Annotated in this window: 13 protein-coding genes and 2 pseudogenes; 11 read left to right on the top strand and 4 right to left on the bottom strand. The window is 67.0% G+C overall.

Going from position 1 to position 17,153, the window contains the following annotated elements:
• Positions 1 to 118: 118 nt before the first annotated feature.
• Positions 119 to 1,004, bottom strand: a pseudogene (locus QE444_RS00175) (LysR substrate-binding domain-containing protein).
• A gap of 113 nt (positions 1,005 to 1,117) precedes the next feature.
• Between QE444_RS00175 and QE444_RS00170 the strand changes: the two are divergent.
• The 9 genes and pseudogenes from QE444_RS00170 (at position 1,118) to QE444_RS00130 (ending at position 12,142) form a co-directional block, all read left to right on the top strand.
• The gene (locus QE444_RS00170) at positions 1,118 to 2,608 is read left to right on the top strand and encodes an aldehyde dehydrogenase family protein (RefSeq protein WP_285389276.1); all 1,491 of its coding nucleotides are present in this window, start codon (positions 1,118 to 1,120) and stop codon (positions 2,606 to 2,608) included.
• A 24-nt stretch (positions 2,609 to 2,632) separates the two neighbouring features.
• Positions 2,633 to 3,910 carry an FAD-binding oxidoreductase gene (locus QE444_RS00165; protein ID WP_285389274.1) on the top strand — a complete coding sequence of 426 codons (1,278 nt, stop codon included), beginning with the start codon at positions 2,633 to 2,635 and terminating at the stop codon, positions 3,908 to 3,910.
• Positions 3,911 to 4,404: 494 nt separating this feature from the next.
• Complete coding sequence (locus tag QE444_RS00160) at positions 4,405 to 5,526, top strand: branched-chain amino acid ABC transporter substrate-binding protein (protein ID WP_058792644.1); 1,122 nt, start codon at positions 4,405 to 4,407, stop codon at positions 5,524 to 5,526.
• 96 nt (positions 5,527 to 5,622) lie between these two features.
• Positions 5,623 to 6,539: pseudogene (locus tag QE444_RS00155) on the top strand (ABC transporter permease subunit).
• A gap of 4 nt (positions 6,540 to 6,543) precedes the next feature.
• Positions 6,544 to 7,824, top strand: a complete 1,281-nt coding sequence (livM, locus tag QE444_RS00150) for a high-affinity branched-chain amino acid ABC transporter permease LivM (RefSeq protein ID WP_133863054.1) — start codon at positions 6,544 to 6,546, stop codon at positions 7,822 to 7,824.
• The gene (locus tag QE444_RS00145) at positions 7,821 to 8,696 is read left to right on the top strand and encodes an ABC transporter ATP-binding protein (RefSeq protein WP_133863055.1); all 876 of its coding nucleotides are present in this window, start codon (positions 7,821 to 7,823) and stop codon (positions 8,694 to 8,696) included. Before livM ends, QE444_RS00145 begins: the two co-directional genes overlap by 4 nt.
• Positions 8,693 to 9,409 carry an ABC transporter ATP-binding protein gene (locus QE444_RS00140; protein ID WP_007162636.1) on the top strand — a complete coding sequence of 239 codons (717 nt, stop codon included), beginning with the start codon at positions 8,693 to 8,695 and terminating at the stop codon, positions 9,407 to 9,409. Before QE444_RS00145 ends, QE444_RS00140 begins: the two co-directional genes overlap by 4 nt.
• A 2-nt stretch (positions 9,410 to 9,411) precedes the next feature.
• Positions 9,412 to 11,133, top strand: a complete 1,722-nt coding sequence (locus tag QE444_RS00135; RefSeq protein WP_285389269.1) for an aconitase family protein — start codon at positions 9,412 to 9,414, stop codon at positions 11,131 to 11,133.
• Between the two features lie 250 nt (positions 11,134 to 11,383).
• Positions 11,384 to 12,142: an SDR family oxidoreductase gene (locus tag QE444_RS00130; RefSeq protein WP_158893757.1), complete on the top strand. Its 759-nt coding sequence runs from the start codon at positions 11,384 to 11,386 to the stop codon at positions 12,140 to 12,142.
• A 9-nt stretch (positions 12,143 to 12,151) separates the two neighbouring features.
• Here QE444_RS00130 and QE444_RS00125 read toward each other — a convergent pair whose 3' ends face one another.
• From QE444_RS00125 to QE444_RS00115, 3 genes are all read right to left on the bottom strand, one after another.
• Positions 12,152 to 12,862, bottom strand: coding sequence for an anti-sigma factor domain-containing protein (locus tag QE444_RS00125; RefSeq protein ID WP_133863058.1), 711 nt, complete (start codon positions 12,860 to 12,862; stop codon positions 12,152 to 12,154).
• Positions 12,859 to 13,386 carry a sigma-70 family RNA polymerase sigma factor gene (locus QE444_RS00120; RefSeq protein ID WP_187980458.1) on the bottom strand — a complete coding sequence of 176 codons (528 nt, stop codon included), beginning with the start codon at positions 13,384 to 13,386 and terminating at the stop codon, positions 12,859 to 12,861. The genes QE444_RS00125 and QE444_RS00120 overlap by 4 nt, the downstream gene beginning before the upstream one ends.
• A gap of 85 nt (positions 13,387 to 13,471) precedes the next feature.
• Positions 13,472 to 13,999, bottom strand: coding sequence for a DUF3455 domain-containing protein (locus QE444_RS00115; protein ID WP_187980457.1), 528 nt, complete (start codon positions 13,997 to 13,999; stop codon positions 13,472 to 13,474).
• A gap of 258 nt (positions 14,000 to 14,257) precedes the next feature.
• Here QE444_RS00115 and QE444_RS00110 point away from each other — a divergent pair, with 258 nt between their 5' ends.
• Both QE444_RS00110 and QE444_RS00105 read left to right on the top strand, forming a co-directional pair.
• Positions 14,258 to 15,886, top strand: coding sequence for a glycosyltransferase family 39 protein (locus tag QE444_RS00110; protein WP_285389265.1), 1,629 nt, complete (start codon positions 14,258 to 14,260; stop codon positions 15,884 to 15,886).
• 10 nt (positions 15,887 to 15,896) lie between these two features.
• Entirely contained in the window at positions 15,897 to 17,153 is a 1,257-nt protein-coding gene (locus tag QE444_RS00105; RefSeq protein WP_273861274.1) for a metallophosphoesterase, read from the top strand.

Raw genomic sequence — 17,153 nt, 5'->3', positions numbered from 1 at the left:
CCGCCGATGCGGCCGCTCCTACAGAGAGTGATGTTTTGTAGGAGCGGCCCATGGCCGCGATCAGCAAACGGCAAGCGGTCGCACCTGCGAACCGCCATGGTCACGATTGGCCCGTGCATCAAGCCTTCTCGCGAATCCATTCGATAAAGCTGCGCACCTTGGGCACCTCGGCCATCTGTTCCGGATAGGCCAGCCAGTAGGCATGGGGGCTGGCCAGGCGATGGGGCCAGGCGAGCACCAGGCGACCGGAAGCCAGTTCTTCGGCGACCAGGAATTCCGGGAGCAGGGCCACCCCGCAGCCTTCCTGGGCGGCGCGGGCGCAAAGGGTGAAGGTGTCGAAGCGCGGGCCGTGGTGGCTGTGCACCTCGTCGCGCCCGAGGCTGGCGTACCAGTCGTGCCAGGATTCCGGGCGGGTGGTGTTCTGCAGCAGGACGAAGTCCACCAGTTGCTCCGGCCCGGCGATGCCCTCGGCGGGCAGCAGGTCCGGCGCGCAGACCGCGACCATGTGCTCGTGCAGCAGCAGTTCGCACTCGGCGCCCGGCCAGCTGCCGTGGCCGTAGAACAGCGCCACGTCATGCCGGGGGTCGCGGAAGTCCACCGGTTCCAGGGCGCTGGAGACATCCAGGTGGATGTTGGGAAAGCGCAGGCGCCAGCCCTTGAGCCGCGGCACCAGCCAGCGCTCGCCAAAGGTCGGCGGAGTGGCCACGCGCAGCACCTCGGTCTCGCCGCCATAGGACCTCAGATAGCGCGCCGACATCTCCAGCTGATTGAGGATCTTGTCCACCTCGGCGAGGTAGAGGGCGCCCGCCGGGGTAAGCTGCAGGCGGCGACGGACCCGGCGAAATAAACTGTGCTGCAGCAGGTCCTCGAGCTGGGCGACCTGTTTGCTGACGGCGCTCTGGGTCAGCGCCAGTTCGTCGGCCGCGCGGGTGAAGCTCAGATGACGCGCGACCGCCTCGAAGCACTGCATGGCGGTGATGGGACGGCAGGTGGCGGCGTTGCATGAGCGGACTCGCGGCATGAAAAAAGGGAATGATATGCCGAGCAAAGGTCGGTTGTCCGGCGCCGCTGGGCTGACCATACTCAGGGACGATTCCCTTTCCGCGGAGACCTCAGCATGAGCAAGGCCCTGTTGGAACGCCTCGGCGTTTCTGCCCAGCACTACACCCAAGGCGAGCACCGGGTGCATTCCCCCATCGATGGCAGCCAACTGGGCAGCGTCGCCCTGGAAAGCGCCGCCGAAGTGGAGCAGAAGATCTCCCGTGCCGAGCGCGCCTTCCAGGCCTGGCGCGCGGTACCGGCGCCGCGCCGGGGCGAACTGGTGCGGCTGCTGGGTGAAGAACTGCGCGCGCACAAGGCCGATCTCGGCGAACTGGTGTCCTGGGAAGCCGGCAAGATCACCCAGGAGGGCCTGGGCGAAGTCCAGGAGATGATCGACATCTGCGACTTCGCCGTTGGCCTGTCGCGCCAGCTCTATGGTCTGACCATCGCCTCCGAGCGTCCCGGTCACCACATGCGCGAATCCTGGCAGCCGCTGGGCGTGGTGGGCATCATCAGTGCCTTCAACTTCCCGGTGGCGGTCTGGTCGTGGAACGCTGCCCTGGCCCTGGTCTGCGGCAATCCGGTGATCTGGAAGCCTTCGGAAAAGACCCCGCTGACCGCCCTGGCCTGCCAGGCGCTGTTCGAGAAGGCCCTGGCGCGCTTTGGCGATGCCCCGGCCGATCTGAGTCAGGTCATCGTCGGTGATCGCGCCGCCGGTGAGGCCCTGGTGGACGATCCGCGGGTGGCGCTGGTGAGCGCCACGGGTAGCACCCGCATGGGTCGCGAGGTAGGACCGCGGGTTGCAGCGCGCTTCGGCCGCAGCATCCTCGAGCTGGGTGGCAACAATGCCATGATCCTCGCGCCGAGCGCCGATCTGGACATGGCGGTACGCGCCATCCTGTTCAGCGCCGTCGGTACCGCCGGCCAGCGCTGCACCACCCTGCGCCGGCTGATCGCCCACCGTTCGGTGAAGGACGATATCGTCGCCCGGCTGAGGACCGCCTATGCCAAAGTCCGCATCGGCCATCCGCTGGAAGGCAACCTGATCGGTCCGCTGATCGATGCGGCCAGTTTCCAGGCCATGCAGGGTGCACTGGAACAGGCGCGTGGCGAGGGCGGCGTGGTCTACGGCGGCGAGCGTCAGCTGGCTGAGCAGTATCCCGAGGCCTACTACGTGGCGCCGGCCATCGTCGAGATGCCCGAGCAGAGCGAGGCGGTGCGCCATGAGACCTTCGCCCCCATCCTCTATGTGCTGACCTATGACGATTTCGACGAGGCGGTGGCGCTGAACAACGCCGTACCCCAGGGCCTGTCGTCCTGCATCTTCACCACCGACGTGCGCGAGGCCGAGGCCTTCATGTCGGCGACCGGCAGCGACTGCGGCATCGCCAATGTCAACATCGGACCGAGCGGTGCCGAGATCGGTGGCGCCTTCGGTGGCGAGAAGGAAACCGGTGGCGGCCGCGAATCCGGCTCCGACGCCTGGAAGGCCTACATGCGCCGCCAGACCAACACCGTCAACTATTCCCGCGAACTGCCGCTGGCCCAGGGCATCGTCTTCGACTGAGTGGGTCCGCCAGGAGCGCAGAGAATGCAGTTGCGTGAAGAGTGCCTGTGGGAGCGGCTGTATCCGGCGGTGCCGGGGGCGTCGTTGCAGGGCGAGCGTGACACCGAGGTCTGCGTTATCGGCGGTGGCTATACCGGCCTGTCCACCGGCCTGCACCTGGCGCAGGCCGGGCGGCGGGTGGTGCTGCTGGAAGCCCATGGCGTCGGCCATGGCGGCTCCGGACGCAATGTCGGGCTGGTCAATGCCGGCATGTGGATCCCGCCGGACGAAGCCGTGGCGACCCTGGGGCCGGAGGTCGGAGAGCGCCTGCTGGGCGTGATGGGCGATGCGCCGAGTCAGGTATTCGGTCTCATCGAGCGCTATGGCATCGATTGCCAGCCGCGCCGCGCCGGCACTCTGCACATGGCGCACAGCGCCAAGGGCCTGGCCGATCTGGGGCAGCGTGCCGAGCAATGGCAGCGGCGCGGTGCCCGGGTCGAGCTGCTGGAGGGGGAAGCCTGTTACAGCGCCTGCGGCACGCGCGACATCAGTGGCGCGCTGCTCGATCATCGCGCCGGCACCCTGGTGCCCATGGGTTATGCCCTGGGCCTGGCCAGGGCGCTGCGTCAGGAAGGCGGCGAGCTGTTCGAGCGGAGCGCGGTACAGCGCCTGCAGCGGGTCGGCGAACGCTGGCAGGTGGAAACCCCACAGGGACGAGTCACCGCCGACCAGGTGGTGATCGCTTCCAATGCCTACACCGAAGGCGAGTGGACCACCCTGCGGACGCAATTCTTCCCGGGCTACTACTACCAGGTGGCCTCGCTGCCGCTCGGTCCGGAAGCGGATTTCATCCTGCCCCGGGGCCGTGGTTCCTGGGATACCCGGACGGTGCTCAGCAGCATCCGCCGCGATGCCGATGGCCGTCTGCTGCTGGGCAGTCTCGGCAACATGGCGGGGCGGCCGGCCGGCTTCATCCGCGCCTGGGCCGATCGTATCCAGCGACACTATTTCCCGGCGCTCGGAAAGGTCGAGTGGGAGTGCAACTGGACGGGCCGTATCGGCTTCACGCCCGATCATCTGATGCGACTGTTCGAGCCGGCGCCGGGGTTGCTGGCTGTGTCCGGCTACAACGGTCGCGGGGTGACCACGGGCACGGTGGTGGGGCAGGCCTTTGCCCGCTATCTGTGCAGTGGCGATCGCCACGACCTGCCGCTGCCCCTGGCGTCGCTGGATGCCAATCCGGTCGGCCAGTGGCGCAGTCTGATGTACGAAGCCGGCTTCACCCTCTATCACGCGGGGCAGTGCCTGCGCGTGGTGCTCTAGCGACCCCGCCATACCCGCTGTCACCGGCCCTCGGGCCAGGCGATAACGCCCCGAAGCGGCCGATTTGCGCATCTAGACCTGTGCAAGTCGGCCGCTTTTTCATGGCTGTTCATAACCGCCAGCAGGCTGAGAGAACGGCGGATTTCCCAGGGGCCTGAGGCCGCAGGATCATGGTTACTTTGGTGGCACAGTGTGGGGACGGTGTTACGTTTTGGTGCGAAACAGGTGCAACCGGGTTGCTATCTGGTAACAAACCGCTGCCTTTTGCCTGTTCCGCTGCTACCGCTTTGCAGAATTATCCAGACTAATGAGCCAGTTAAGACAAAAGTCTAAGGCGCAGTCGAGTCCACTGGCAGCAGCCCTCGCCGCCTGCAAACGAAGGTTTTGGCTCATCGCGGTGGCGGCAAATGGCCTTTGCGCCCGGTACACAGCTGGGTGATGGCACAGGCTTTGCTCCGGCGAACAGGCCAACCACCCTCTGGAGCACACCTCCCATGTCGAAGATTTACAGAAAAGGCATTCTGGCTCTCGCTATCGGTTCTGCGTTCACTCTCTCCTCCCTGGCGCATGCCGACATCGTGATCGGTGTCGCCGGTCCCTACACCGGGGCCAGTGCCGCCTATGGCGAGCAGTTCTGGAAGGGGGCTACCCAGGCCGCGGCGGACATCAACGCCGCCGGTGGCATCAATGGCGAGAAGATCAAGCTGGTGCAGGGCGACGACGCCTGCGAGCCCAAGCAGGCCGTGGCCGTGGCCAACCGCCTGGTGGACTCGGAGAAGGTCAAGGCCGTGATCGGCCACTTCTGCTCCTCCAACACCATGCCCGCCTCGGAGATCTACGACGAAGCCGGCATCATCTCCATCACCCCGGCGTCCACCAACCCCAAGATCACCGAGCGTGGCCTGACCGGCGTGTTCCGCATGTGCGGACGTGACGACCAGCAGGGCATCGTGGCCGGCGACTACATCGTCGATACCCTCAAGGCCAAGAAGGTCGCCATCATCCACGACAAGGACACCTACGGTCAGGGCCTGGCCGACGCCACCAAGGCGCAGCTCAACAAGCGCGGCGTGAAAGAGGTGCTCTACGAGGGTCTGACCCGCGGCGAGAAGGACTTCAACTCCCTGGTCACCAAGATCCGTGCCTCCGGCGCCGACGTGGTCTACTTCGGCGGCCTGCACCCCGAAGCCGGTCCGCTGGTACGCCAGATGCGCGAGCAGGGCGTGACCGCCAAGTTCGTCTCCGGCGACGGCATCGTCTCCGCCGACCTGGTCACCACCGCCGGTGGCGCCCAGTACACCAAGGGCGTGCTGATGACCTTCGGCGCCGACCCGCTGCAGAACCCCGCCGGCAAGACCGTGGTGGAAACCCTGCGCAAGTCCGGCTACGAGCCCGAGGGCTATACCCTCTACTCCTACGCCTCGCTGCAGGCCGTGGCCGCCGCCTTCAACGGCATCAAGGGCACCGACGGCGCCAAGGCCGCCGAGTGGCTGAAGTCCCACAGCGTCAACACCGTACTGGGTGAGAAGAGCTGGGACAGCAAGGGCGACCTCAAGGTCTCCGACTACGTGATGTACGAATGGGACGACAAGGGCAAGTACCACCAGCTGCCCTGATCCTCGCGTGAATCCGCCAGCCGCCACCTCGTCTCCGCCCCAGGACGAGGCGGTGGCTGGCGGCCCTCGTCATCCATCCAGCGCGAGACTGCAAACGTGGACGGTATCTTCCTGCAACAACTGGTCAACGGCCTGACCCTGGGCTCGGTCTACGGACTTATCGCCATCGGCTACACCATGGTCTATGGCATCATCGGCATGATCAACTTCGCCCACGGCGACGTGTACATGGTGTCGGCCTATCTCGCCGCCATCGGCATCGCCCTGCTGAGCGTGTTCGGCCTGCATTCCTTCCCGGTGCTGATCCTCGGCACCCTGATCTTCACCGTGGTGGTCACCTCCGTGTACGGCTGGGCCATCGAGCGCATCGCCTACAAGCCGCTGCGCAACTCCACGCGCCTGGCCCCGCTGATCTCGGCCATCGGCATGTCGCTGATCCTGCAGAACTACGTGCAGCTCGCCCAGGGCGCGCGCCAGCAGGGCGTACCGACGCTGCTCGACGGCGCCCTGCGCCTGCACATCGGCGAAGGCTTCGTGATCATCACCTACACCAAGATCTTCATCATCCTGGCCTCTATCATCGGCATGGGGCTGCTCACCTACGTGATCCAGAAGACCACCCTCGGTCGCATGTGCCGGGCCACCCAGCAGGATCGCAAGATGGCGCAGATCCTCGGCATCAACACCGACCGGGTGATCTCCTACGTCTTCATCATCGGCGCGGCCATGGCGGCGCTGGCCGGGGTGCTGATCACCCTCAACTACGGCACCTTCGACTTTTATGCCGGCTTCATCATCGGCATCAAGGCCTTTACCGCGGCGGTGCTCGGCGGCATCGGTTCGCTGCCCGGTGCCATGCTCGGCGGGATCATCCTCGGCATCTCCGAAGCCCAGTTCGCCAGCCTGGTGAACTCGGACTACAAGGACGTCTTCAGCTTTTCGCTGCTGGTGGCTTGATCCTGATCTTTAGGCCCCAGGGGCTGCTCGGCAAACCCCAGGTCACGAAGGTGTGAATCCATGAGTCAGACGTCTTCCTCCTTCGATCTCAAGGTCGTGCTGCGCGACACCTTCATGGTCGGCCTGGTCTCGCTGATCCTGTTCGGCCCCATCGTCGGCATCGTGCTCGACGGCTATGGCTACAACGTCCAGCCCGGCCGCGTCGGCATCATGGTCGCGGTGGTCATGGCCGGTCGTTTCCTGCTCAGCCTGTTTGGCCAGACCGCCAAGGGCCGCGACTGGATCGAGTCCTTCAAGCGCAACGACGGTGGCGTCCACGTGCTGCCGCCGGGACACAAGTCCAACCTCAGATTCATCCTGCCCATCATCATCCTGGTGGCCATCGCCTTTCCCTTCCTGGCCACCAAGTACTGGCTGACGGTGATCATCCTCTGCCTGATCTACGTGCTGCTGGGCCTGGGCCTGAACATCGTGGTGGGCCTGGCCGGTCTGCTCGACCTCGGCTACGTCGGCTTCTATGCCATCGGCGCCTACGGCCTGGCGCTGGGTTACCAGTACCTCGGCCTGGGCTTCTGGACCATGCTGCCGCTCGCCGCGGTGCTGGCCGCGGTAGCGGGGGCGATACTGGGGTTCCCGGTGTTGCGCATGCACGGGGACTACCTGGCCATCGTCACCCTCGGCTTCGGCGAGATCATCCGGCTGGTGCTGAACAACTGGCTGGAAGTGACCAAGGGCCCCAACGGCATCGCCGCGCCTTCGCCGACCTTCTTCGGCATCGAATTCGGCCGCCGGGCGAAGGAGGGCGGGGTGCCCATCCATGAGCTGCTGGGCATCAGCTACAACCCCAACGCGACGATGATCTTCATCTACACCGTGCTGTTCCTGGTGGTGCTGCTGGTGCTCTACATCAAGCACCGCCTGACCCGCATGCCGGTCGGTCGCGCCTGGGAAGCCCTGCGCGAAGACGAGATCGCCTGCCGCGCCATGGGCCTGAACCATGTGCTGGTCAAGCTCTCGGCCTTCATGATCGGTGCCTCCACCGCCGGCCTGGCCGGGGTGTTCTTCGCCACCTACCAGGGCTTCATCAACCCGGCCTCGTTCAACTTCTTCGAGTCGGTGCTGGTGCTGGCCATCGTGGTGCTGGGCGGCCTGGGTTCCACCGTCGGGGTGGTGGTCTCGGCCTTCGTCATGACCCTGCTGTTCGAACTGCTGCGTGAATTCGGCGACATCCGCATGCTGGTGTTCGGTGTGCTCATGGTGGTGATGATGATGTGGCGGCCGCGTGGCCTGATCCGTATCGCCCGCAGTGGCTTCGCGATTCGCAAGGGAGTGGCGCCGTGAGCGACAACATTCTGACCGTAAAGGGTCTGGGCATGAGATTCGGCGGCATCAAGGCCCTCTCGGACGTGAGCTTCGAGATCCAGCGCCAGTCCATCACCGCGCTGATCGGCCCCAACGGCGCCGGCAAGACCACGGTGTTCAACTGCCTGACCGGCTTCTACAAGGCCACCGATGGCGAGATCCGCCTGGACACCGCCGACGGTCGCTCGACCCGCGTCGGCAAGATCATGGGCGAGCGCTTCCAGGCGGCCGACTTCGTCAATCCGGTGCAGTTCGGCAGCCGGCTCTGGTACAAGATGTTCGGCGGCACCCACCTGGTGAACCGCGCCGGTCTCGCCCGCACCTTCCAGAACATCCGCCTGTTCAAGGAGATGTCGGTGGTGGAGAACCTGCTGGTGGCGCAGCACATGCAGTGCAACCGCAACCTCATCACCGGCATCCTCAACACCCCCGGCTATCGCCGCGCCGAGGAAAAGGCGCTGGACACGGCCTTCTACTGGCTGGAGGTGGTGGACCTGGTGGATCACGCCAACCGCCTGGCCGGCGAACTCTCCTACGGCCAGCAGCGCCGTCTGGAAATCGCCCGCGCCATGTGTACCCGTCCGGAGATCGTCTGCCTGGACGAACCCGCCGCCGGCCTCAACCCGGCCGAGACCGAAGCCCTGGCCGGGATGATCCGCCTGTTGCGCGACCAGCACCGCATCACCGTGGTGCTGATCGAGCACGACATGGGCATGGTGATGAACATCTCCGACCACATCGTGGTGCTGGATCATGGCCAGGTCATCGCCCGTGGCCTGCCGGCCGACATCCGCAACGATCCCAAGGTCATCGCCGCCTACCTTGGCGCCGAAGAAGAGGAGGTGGCATGACCACGCCGATCCTGGAATTTCGCAACGTCGACGTCTTCTACGGGCCGATCCAGGCCCTGAAGAGCGTCTCCCTGTCCATCAACGAAGGCGAGACGGTGAGCCTGATCGGCTCCAATGGCGCCGGCAAGTCCACCCTGCTGATGTCCATCTTCAGCCAGCCCCAGGCGCGCAACGGGCAGATCCTCTACCGGGGCGAGGACATCACCCGCAAGAACGCCCACTACGTGGCCTCCAACGGCATCGCCCAGTCGCCGGAGGGGCGCCATGTGTTCCCCGACATGACGGTCGAGGAGAATCTGCTGATGGGTACCATCCCCATCGGCACCCGCTGGGTGGACGAGGACATGCAGCGCATGTTCGAGCTCTTCCCGCGCCTCAAGGAGCGCCGCAACCAGCGCGCCATGACCATGTCCGGCGGCGAGCAGCAGATGCTGGCCATCGCCCGGGCGCTGATGGCGCGACCCAAGCTGCTGCTGCTCGACGAGCCCAGCCTGGGCCTGGCGCCCATCGTGGTGAAGCAGATCTTCCAGATCCTGCGCGAGCTGGCGCAGAGCGGCATGACCATCTTCCTGGTAGAGCAGAACGCCAACCATGCCCTGCGCCTGTCCGACCGTGCCTATGTGATGGTCACCGGCGAGATCCGCATGAGCGGCAGTGGCCAGGAATTGCTGGCCAATCCCCAGGTGCGCGAAGCCTACCTGGGCGGCCACTAGCGGTGGCGGCGGTCCGCGGTCGCTGTCTGGTCGCGGGCCAGGCCCGGGGACGCCTGGCCTGGGCGCCCCTGGGTCTGAGTTTCTGGGGTGGCGTCGATCCGGCCAGCGGCAAGGTGATCGATCGCCATCATCCCCTGCACGGCCTGGAACTGGCCGGACGCATCCTCGCCATTCCCAGCGGTCGTGGTTCCTGCACCGGCAGCGCCGTGCTGCTGGAGCTGTTGCTGGCGGGCCGCGGGCCGGCAGCCTTGCTGCTGGCCGAGCCGGACGAGATCCTCAGCCTGGGTGCCATCGTCGCGGAAGAACTCTTCGGTTGCTCCCTGCCGGTCGTCAGCCTGGGCGCCGAGGCCTTCGCGGCCCTCGCCGGGCAGGAGGAGATCGCGGTAAACGATGGCTGGGTCGGCGCGCCCGGAGAGCGCTTTCCCGGCACCGCTACCGAAGCCCCTGCCGCTTTGCAGCTCAGCGCGACCGACCGAGCCAAGCTGGCGGGCGCCGAGGGCCAGGCCGTGCAGGCGGCGATGAAGATCCTGGTGCGCATGGCGCACCTGCAGGGCGCTCGCGAATTGCTCGACATCACCCAGGCCCATATCGACGGCTGCATCTACACCGGCCCGGCCAGCCTGGCCTTCGCCCAGCGCCTGGTGGAGTGGGGCGGTCGGGTACGGGTGCCCACCAGCCTCAATGCGGTATCGGTGGATCAGCGTCGCTGGCGTGCGCAGGGCGTGGCGCCAGCGTTGGGCGAACCGGCCAGCGCCCTGGCCGAGGCCTATGTGGCCCTGGGCTGCCGTCCCACCTTCACCTGTGCGCCCTATCTGCTGGACAGCGCTCCGACCCTGGGCGAGCAGGTGGTCTGGGCCGAATCCAATGCCGTGGTCTTCGCCAACAGCGTGCTGGGGGCGCGCACCCAGAAGTACGCCGACTTCCTCGATATCTGCACCGCCCTGACCGGTCGAGCACCCCTAGCCGGCTGCCATCTGGACAGCGGCCGCCGCGCGGGCAAGGTCTTCCGGATCAGCGTACCCGAGGGCCATGACGACGCCTTCTATCCGCTGCTCGGCTACTGCATCGGCCTGCGTTCGCCCACCCGGATCCCCGCGGTGCTCGGGCTGGAACAGGCCCAGCCCAGCCGCGACGATCTCAAGGCCTTTGGCGCCGCCTTCGCCACCACCTCGGCGGCGCCGCTGTTCCATCTGGTCGGGGTGACGCCCGAGGCGCCGATCCTGGCCGCGGTCGCGGCGCCCGAGCTGGAGGTCGAGGACATAGATCTGGCGGACCTGCGCCAGGCCTGGGCCGAACTGGACAGCGCCGCTGCGCGCGAGGTGCAGCTGGTGGCCCTGGGCAATCCACATTTTACCGCCGAGGAATGCCAGCGCCTGGCCGAGCTCTGCCGCGGCCGGCAGCGGCATCCCGCGGTGGCCCTGGTGATCACCCTGGGGCGAGACGTGCGCGCCGCGGCCGAACGGGCCGGTAGCCTGGCCGAGCTGGAAGCCTTCGGCGCCCAGCTGGTAGGGGACACCTGCTGGTGCATGCTCGGCGAGCCCCTGGTGCCGCCCGCGGCCCGTACCCTGCTGACCAATTCCGGCAAGTTCGCCCACTACGGCCCGGGCCTTACCGGTCGCGAGCTGCGCTTCGCCGGCCTCGCCGCCTGTGTCGAGGCGGCCTGCACCGGACTGGCGCCGGCCGAGCCGCCCGCTTGGCTGGTACGCGCGGACTTATCCACCTGAAGCCCGGTCCGAGTTCTGTACAGGAATTCCGTGGATCGTCCTGTGGATAAGCTTGGCATAGCCGGGCGTGAGGCCCGGCGCACCTGGCCTGGCGGAAACTGTTCAAAAATTCGCCAATGCGCGGAAAACCGTGCAATTCCAAGGCGTTATAACTGATCTGCTGGATTCCCGGTGATCTGAGTATTCGCCTGACCAATGACCCTGAGCTATCGTGGGCCTCGGCCAAACTCCCTCGCAGAAGGAATCTTTCATGTCTTCGATCTTCATCACCGGCGCCACCTCCGGCTTCGGCGCCGCCACCGCTCGCCGCTTCGCCAAGGACGGCTGGTCGATCGTCATCACCGGCCGCCGCGAGGATCGCCTGCACGCCCTGGCCGAGGAACTGTCCGGCCAGGCCAAGGTGCTGCCGCTGGTGCTGGACGTCCAGGATCGCGCGGCCGTGGAAGCGGCGGTCGCCGGCCTGCCGGAGGAATTCAACCAGTTGCGCGCCCTGGTCAACAATGCCGGTCTGGCGCTGGGCAACACGCCGGCGCAGAGCTGCGACCTGGACGACTGGGACACCATGGTCGATACCAACATCAAGGGCATGCTCTATTGCACCCGTCTGCTGTTGCCGCGACTGATCGCCCATGGCGCCGGCGCCGGCATCGTCAACCTGGGCTCGGTCGCGGGTGACTATCCCTATCCGGGCAGCCACGTCTATGGCGCCACCAAGGCCTTCCTCAAGCAGTTCAGCCTGAGCCTGAGATCCGACCTGCTCGGTACCGGGGTGCGGGTGACCAACATCGAGCCCGGGCTGTCGGAAAGCGAGTTCTCGGTGGTGCGCTTCGGTGGCGACAAGGCCAAGGCCGATGCCGTCTATGCCGGCACCGAGCCCCTGACGCCGGACGACATCGCCGAATCCATCCACTGGACGCTGAACCAGCCCAGACACGTCAACATCAACCGCATCCAGTTGATGGCGACCTGCCAGGCGTTCAACAACTTCAACATCCACCGCCAGAGTTAAGGGCGCTCGCTAGAGCACCTTCACTGCCCGGCCGATGAACTGGATCGGCCCGGTGGGTCGGCCGGTGGGCGAGCCGCCCTGGTCTTCCAGGGTGAGTTCGAACAACTGGTTGGCTTCCAGCGGCGGCAGCCGGTCCAGCGGTACCTGCAGAGTACGCCCAGGCTGGACCAGACCCAGAGATACCGGGCCCTGCCAGGCATCGGCCTTGGTCCAGAATTGCAGGGTCTTGCCGCTCGGCACGGCATCGCGCCCCAGCGGAATCAACTGCAGGTCATGGGCGCTGGCAGTCTGGATCACCCAGCCGGGCGTGCGATCGCTGGGCGCCGCCAGCACCACCAGGTAGCTTGGCGTGGGTACCGGGCGCAGCAGTAGCAGCACCGCGAGCACCAGACTGGCGGCCAGCCCTGCCGCACTCAGACCCTGCCAGAGCGCCAGCCGTTGCCACAGCGACTCGCGCCGGATGACGACCCGGGTGTCGGCCTCACCCAGACTGCGCTCGATGCGCGGCCAGAGGTTCGCGCCGGGCTCGACGGGTGGCACCCGCTCGGCCAGCGGCTGCAGGCGCGCCTCCCAGCGCGCCACGGCGGCGGCCAGCAGGGCGTCCGTCGCCAGCGCAGACTCCACGCGACGACGCTCTTCGGCGTCCAGGGTACCGAGCACGTATTCGCCGGCCAGGCGTTCGCGTTCTTCGTCCGGGGGCAGGGTGGCGTCGCTGTTCATGTCATGCACTCCCTGAGCGCCTTGAGACCACGCGTGATCCAGCTCTTCACCGTACCCAGGGGTGCCTGCAGGCGCTGGGCGATCTCGCCATGGGAGCAGCCGTCCAGGTAGGCGGCCAGGATGGCCTCCCGCCGCGGTGCTTCCAGGTTCTGCAGGCAGCCCTCCAGGCGGCGGCCGTCGGCCTCTCGCGCCGGATCGGCAGACTCGGCCAGGGGTTCCCAGCTGTCCGCCAGGGGCACGAGGCGCTGCCGATCGCGCAAGGCGTTGAGCGCCAGGTTGCGGGCCACGCTGCACATCCAGCCACGCGCCGAACCGCGCTCCGGGGCGAACCCGGCGGCGCCGCGCCAGATGCGCAGAAAGGCATCGTGGAGGATGTCCTCGGCCAGCCCGCGATCGCGCACCAGGCGCAGGACGATACCCAGCAACAGCGGCGCCTCGTTCTGATAGAGGCGCTGCAGGGCGGCGCGCTCGCCCCGGGCACAGGCGGCGAGCAGGGTGGCTGGATCGGGGGAACGTTCGGTCACGAGGGCGCGCGCCAGGCTGGGGACGCCAGGGTGGCGACCGGATCAGCCGAGCCTAGCCGATCCGCTCCTGGCTGTCCCCCGGACCTCAGCCCTTCTTCCAGAAGAGATAGTCGGCCTGGTAGTTCACGGTCTGCTGTTCGCCCTTGTTGGCCGAGGTGCAGGCCTTCGCCGGCGCGACGCCACCCTTGAGCGCGGTGCGCTGGATGTAGGTGGTGCCCTGGAAGGCGCCCTTGCCTTCGGCGGGCGCGGCCTCCACCAGCTGATAGGGCAGGTTGCCGGCGCCGGCGGGAGCGACGGCCAGTTGCTTGCCGACCACCTTGGAGCCATCGCTTGCTTCCCAGGTCGCGGGCGGACCGTAGTAGCGCCCCACCTGCTTGCCCTGGCGATCATGCAGGTCGGCCTTGGGGCCGACAAAGAACCACTCGGTCTGGCCGGGCATGTCCTTCTTGTCGCGGCATTCGTAGACGATGGTGCCCTTGCCCACGGTTTCCAGCATCAGGCTGTTGCCGGCGGGCACGCGGACGGCCTCGGGCAACTCGCCCTGGGCCAGCAGCGGGGTGCTCAGCAGGGCGGTCAGGACCAGGATGCTGCAACGGCTGGAGGTGTTGTTCATGCGCTTGCTCCGGATTGAGAGGGGGCACAGTCGGTTGGACTGTAGGGGCTATACCCGGCAGCCGGCGCTTTGGATGCAGCTGTCATGAAAAATCTTCAATTCATCAGCATAGTCGCGACCGCCTCATCGCCGAACCGCTCTGTCATGGGGTTCCTGTCAGCCTGCCGTCAGCCTGGTTTCAGCGATCCCTAAGGTTGTTCGGCGATAGTGGCGCCGAGGCGCGAGCCCGTCCTTCCCAGCCTGCCGGAGTCCTGCCGCGTGTCGTCCATCCCGAGTCTGGCGCGCCTGCGCCTGGAAAGTCTGGCGCTGTGTCTGCTGGCGGTGCCCCTGTTCACCCTGGGGCTGTGGGAGCAGCCCTTCATTGGCTTCGACGGCCGCTTCGCACTCTTCGCCCAGGAGATGTTTCGCCACGGGGCCAGTGCCTTCCCGACCAGCTACGGACAGCCCTATCCGGACTATCCCGCCACTTCGACGCTGCTGATAGACGTCTTCGCCCAGCTGTTCGGCGAGGTCAATCGCCTGGCCACAGTGATTCCCACCGCGCTGGCCTCGGCGGCCATCGTCGGGCTGCTCTATCGCCTGCTGGCCGAGCGGTCCCGCGCCTGGGGCCTGCTGGCGGTGCTGGTGCTGCTGCTCACCAACGGTTTCCTGGCCAAGGCCCGTTCGATCTGCCTCGATCAGTTCGTCACCCTGGCGGCGCTGGGCTGCTTCTATCTGCTGTGGAGCGCCGACCAGCGCGGCCTGTCCCGGCGGCGCGCCCTGGTGTTCCTGTGCATGGCCGCCGGCTTCGCCGTGCGCGGACCGCTGGGGTTGATCGAGCCCTGTGGCGTGGTCTGCGTCTACTGGCTGGTGCAAGGTGACTGGCGGCGCAGCTTTGGCTACGGGCTGGTGGGCGCCGTGGTGCTGGCGCTGTGCTGCGCCCTGCTGTTCGGCCTGGCCTGGCGTACCGGCGGCCCGGCCTTCGTCGAAGACGTGCTGCGCATGCAGGTTTCCGGGCGGCTGGACGACACCGACGGTGCCGGCTATCCCTGGTGGTACTTCCTGCAACTGGGGCTCTATCGCTATGCGCCGGCCTTTCCCCTGGCACTGCTGGCCTTGCTGACGCTGAGGCACCACTGGCGGCTGCGCCAGACCCAGGCGGACAGCCGCCTGCTGCTCCAGCTGGCCGGCTTCGCCACGCTGATCCTGGTGGCCCTGTCGATACCCACCTTCAAGAAGCCCTATTACATCCTGCCGGCCATCCCGGCCTGCGCCGCCCTCGGCGCCTGGGTGCTGCTGCAGGGGCAGGGTGCCCTGGCCTGGGTACGGCGGCTGTTCCTGCCGCTGCTGGTGATCTTTCCGCTGGTGCTCGGGGTGCTGGTCAAGCTGCAGCAGCCCAAGCTGCAGGCCGCGGGCTGGTGGCCTGAACTGGATCTGCGCTTCCTGCTGGGCGCCTTCGCCATCCTGACGCTGTTCGCCCTGGTGGCCGCCTGGCGCGAGCGCGGCGCCTTCCGCCTGGGCATGCCCCTGGCCGCGGCAGCCCTGGCGCAATGGCTGCTGGTGGTGCTGGCACTGGATCCGATGCAGGCGCTGCGCTACGACACCCGCGCCTTCGTCACCCGTTTGGAAAGCCTGCGCCAGGGGGAGCCCGGGCAACTGGTGTTCCTTGGCCTGGGCCAGGACACCAAGGCCTTTCGCTACCTGATGAATCTGGATTACGACGTGCCCTTGCCGACCTTCCTCGATATCGGCCAGGCGGCGCAGCTCGCCCAGGTCGCCCGACCCGCCTATGTGCTGCTCGACGCCGACAGCCAGGCGGCCCTGGCCGGCACTCCGCTGGCCAACCGCCGACCGGTATTGGAAGGCCGCTTCAACGACAACCGCTGGCAGGCCTACTACCTGCCCTGAGGCCGCTGTGATGACCGATTCACCCGATTTCAAACGTCGCCGGCTGTGCCTGGCGCTGGCCGGTCTGCCGCTGCTGGCCGCCTGCAAGCCCACCCAGCGCTACCGCCTGCCGGAACACCGCGCACTCTGGTTCGAACGGCATACCTTCGCGCCGCTGGCGCCGCTGCCGTCGCGCAGCAGCTTCCTGCTCGGTGTCCTGCCGGATACCCAGTACTACAGCGAGAACAACCACGAGATGCTGCCCAATGGCCGGCGGGTGGAGCGCTATGGGCACCTGGGCTATCCGCCGGCACTGGCCTTTCATGCCCAGACCCATTGGCTGGCGCACAACGCTGCGGCGCTGAACCTGCCGTTCGTGGTGCACCTGGGCGATCTGGTGGAAAACGCCGAGCAGCGTGGCGAATGGGCCCTGGCCAGTCACGCCATGGCACGGCTGGAGCAGGCCGGGGTGCCCTACAGCGTCATGACCGGCGACCATGATGTCGTCGAGCTCTACACCGAGGATCGCCTGCGTGACGGTCGCGAACTCTTCACCCAGTACTTCGGCCGCGAGCGGGCGGCGCGCCAGTCCACCTTCATCGAACGCGATGTCACCGGCCTCAACGAGGCCCATCGTTTCTCGGCACTGGGGCAGGGCTTCCTGCTGCTGACCCTGGACTGGTGTCCCTCGGACCAGAGTCTGGACTGGGCTCAGGGCATGCTGAATCGCTATCCGCACCTGCCGACCATCCTGGCCTCGCACAACATCGTCGATCTGGTGAACGGCCAGGCCGTGCTCTCCACCCGGCGCAACGACACCGGGGTGCGGCTATGGAATCGGCTGATCCGCCGCAACGACCAGATCTTCCTGACCCTCAACGGCCACAACCACGGCAGCGGTCATCTGCGGCTGACCAATGACCTGGGCCATCCGGTGGATCTGCTGCTGATCAACTACCAGACCGAATACGCCGGCGGCAACGGCCTGCTGCGCCTGCTGGAACTGGACCTGGCGCGGGGCCGGCTGGAGGCCTTCACCTATTCGCCCTGGGTCGCCTATCGGCAGCAGAGCGGCGACCTGCCGGTGCGGCTGGGCAGCGATCCGCGCGACACCTATTCAGCCGAGGTGCTGGCACCCCTGGCCTCGCCGCAGTTCGACAACAGATTCGTGCTCGAGGTGGATTTCGCCACACGCTTCGCCGGCTTTGGCGGCTATACCGCGCAGTTGCCGGCGGTGGCGGAAGAGGGTGTGCTGGCGCGACTGCGCCAGCAACTGGGGATCGCCTGA

The sequence above is a fragment of the Pseudomonas sp. SORGH_AS_0199 genome (genome assembly GCF_031453735.1).
GTDB lineage: Bacteria > Pseudomonadota > Gammaproteobacteria > Pseudomonadales > Pseudomonadaceae > Chryseomonas > Chryseomonas aestiva.
This window is presented reverse-complemented; position numbering and strand designations above follow the sequence as displayed.

Excerpts from the sequence above, each read along its gene's own strand:
- QE444_RS00140 (WP_007162636.1), top strand. The coding sequence starts at position 8,693 with ATGACCACGCCGATCCTGGAATTTCGCAACGTCGACGTCTTCTACGGG.
- livM (WP_133863054.1), top strand. The coding sequence starts at position 6,544 with ATGAGTCAGACGTCTTCCTCCTTCGATCTCAAGGTCGTGCTGCGCGAC.
- QE444_RS00115 (WP_187980457.1), bottom strand. The coding sequence starts at position 13,999 with ATGAACAACACCTCCAGCCGTTGCAGCATCCTGGTCCTGACCGCCCTG.
- QE444_RS00130 (WP_158893757.1), top strand. The coding sequence starts at position 11,384 with ATGTCTTCGATCTTCATCACCGGCGCCACCTCCGGCTTCGGCGCCGCC.
- QE444_RS00160 (WP_058792644.1), top strand. The coding sequence starts at position 4,405 with ATGTCGAAGATTTACAGAAAAGGCATTCTGGCTCTCGCTATCGGTTCT.
- QE444_RS00170 (WP_285389276.1), top strand. The coding sequence starts at position 1,118 with ATGAGCAAGGCCCTGTTGGAACGCCTCGGCGTTTCTGCCCAGCACTAC.
- QE444_RS00125 (WP_133863058.1), bottom strand. The coding sequence starts at position 12,862 with ATGAACAGCGACGCCACCCTGCCCCCGGACGAAGAACGCGAACGCCTG.
- QE444_RS00105 (WP_273861274.1), top strand. The coding sequence starts at position 15,897 with ATGACCGATTCACCCGATTTCAAACGTCGCCGGCTGTGCCTGGCGCTG.
- QE444_RS00165 (WP_285389274.1), top strand. The coding sequence starts at position 2,633 with ATGCAGTTGCGTGAAGAGTGCCTGTGGGAGCGGCTGTATCCGGCGGTG.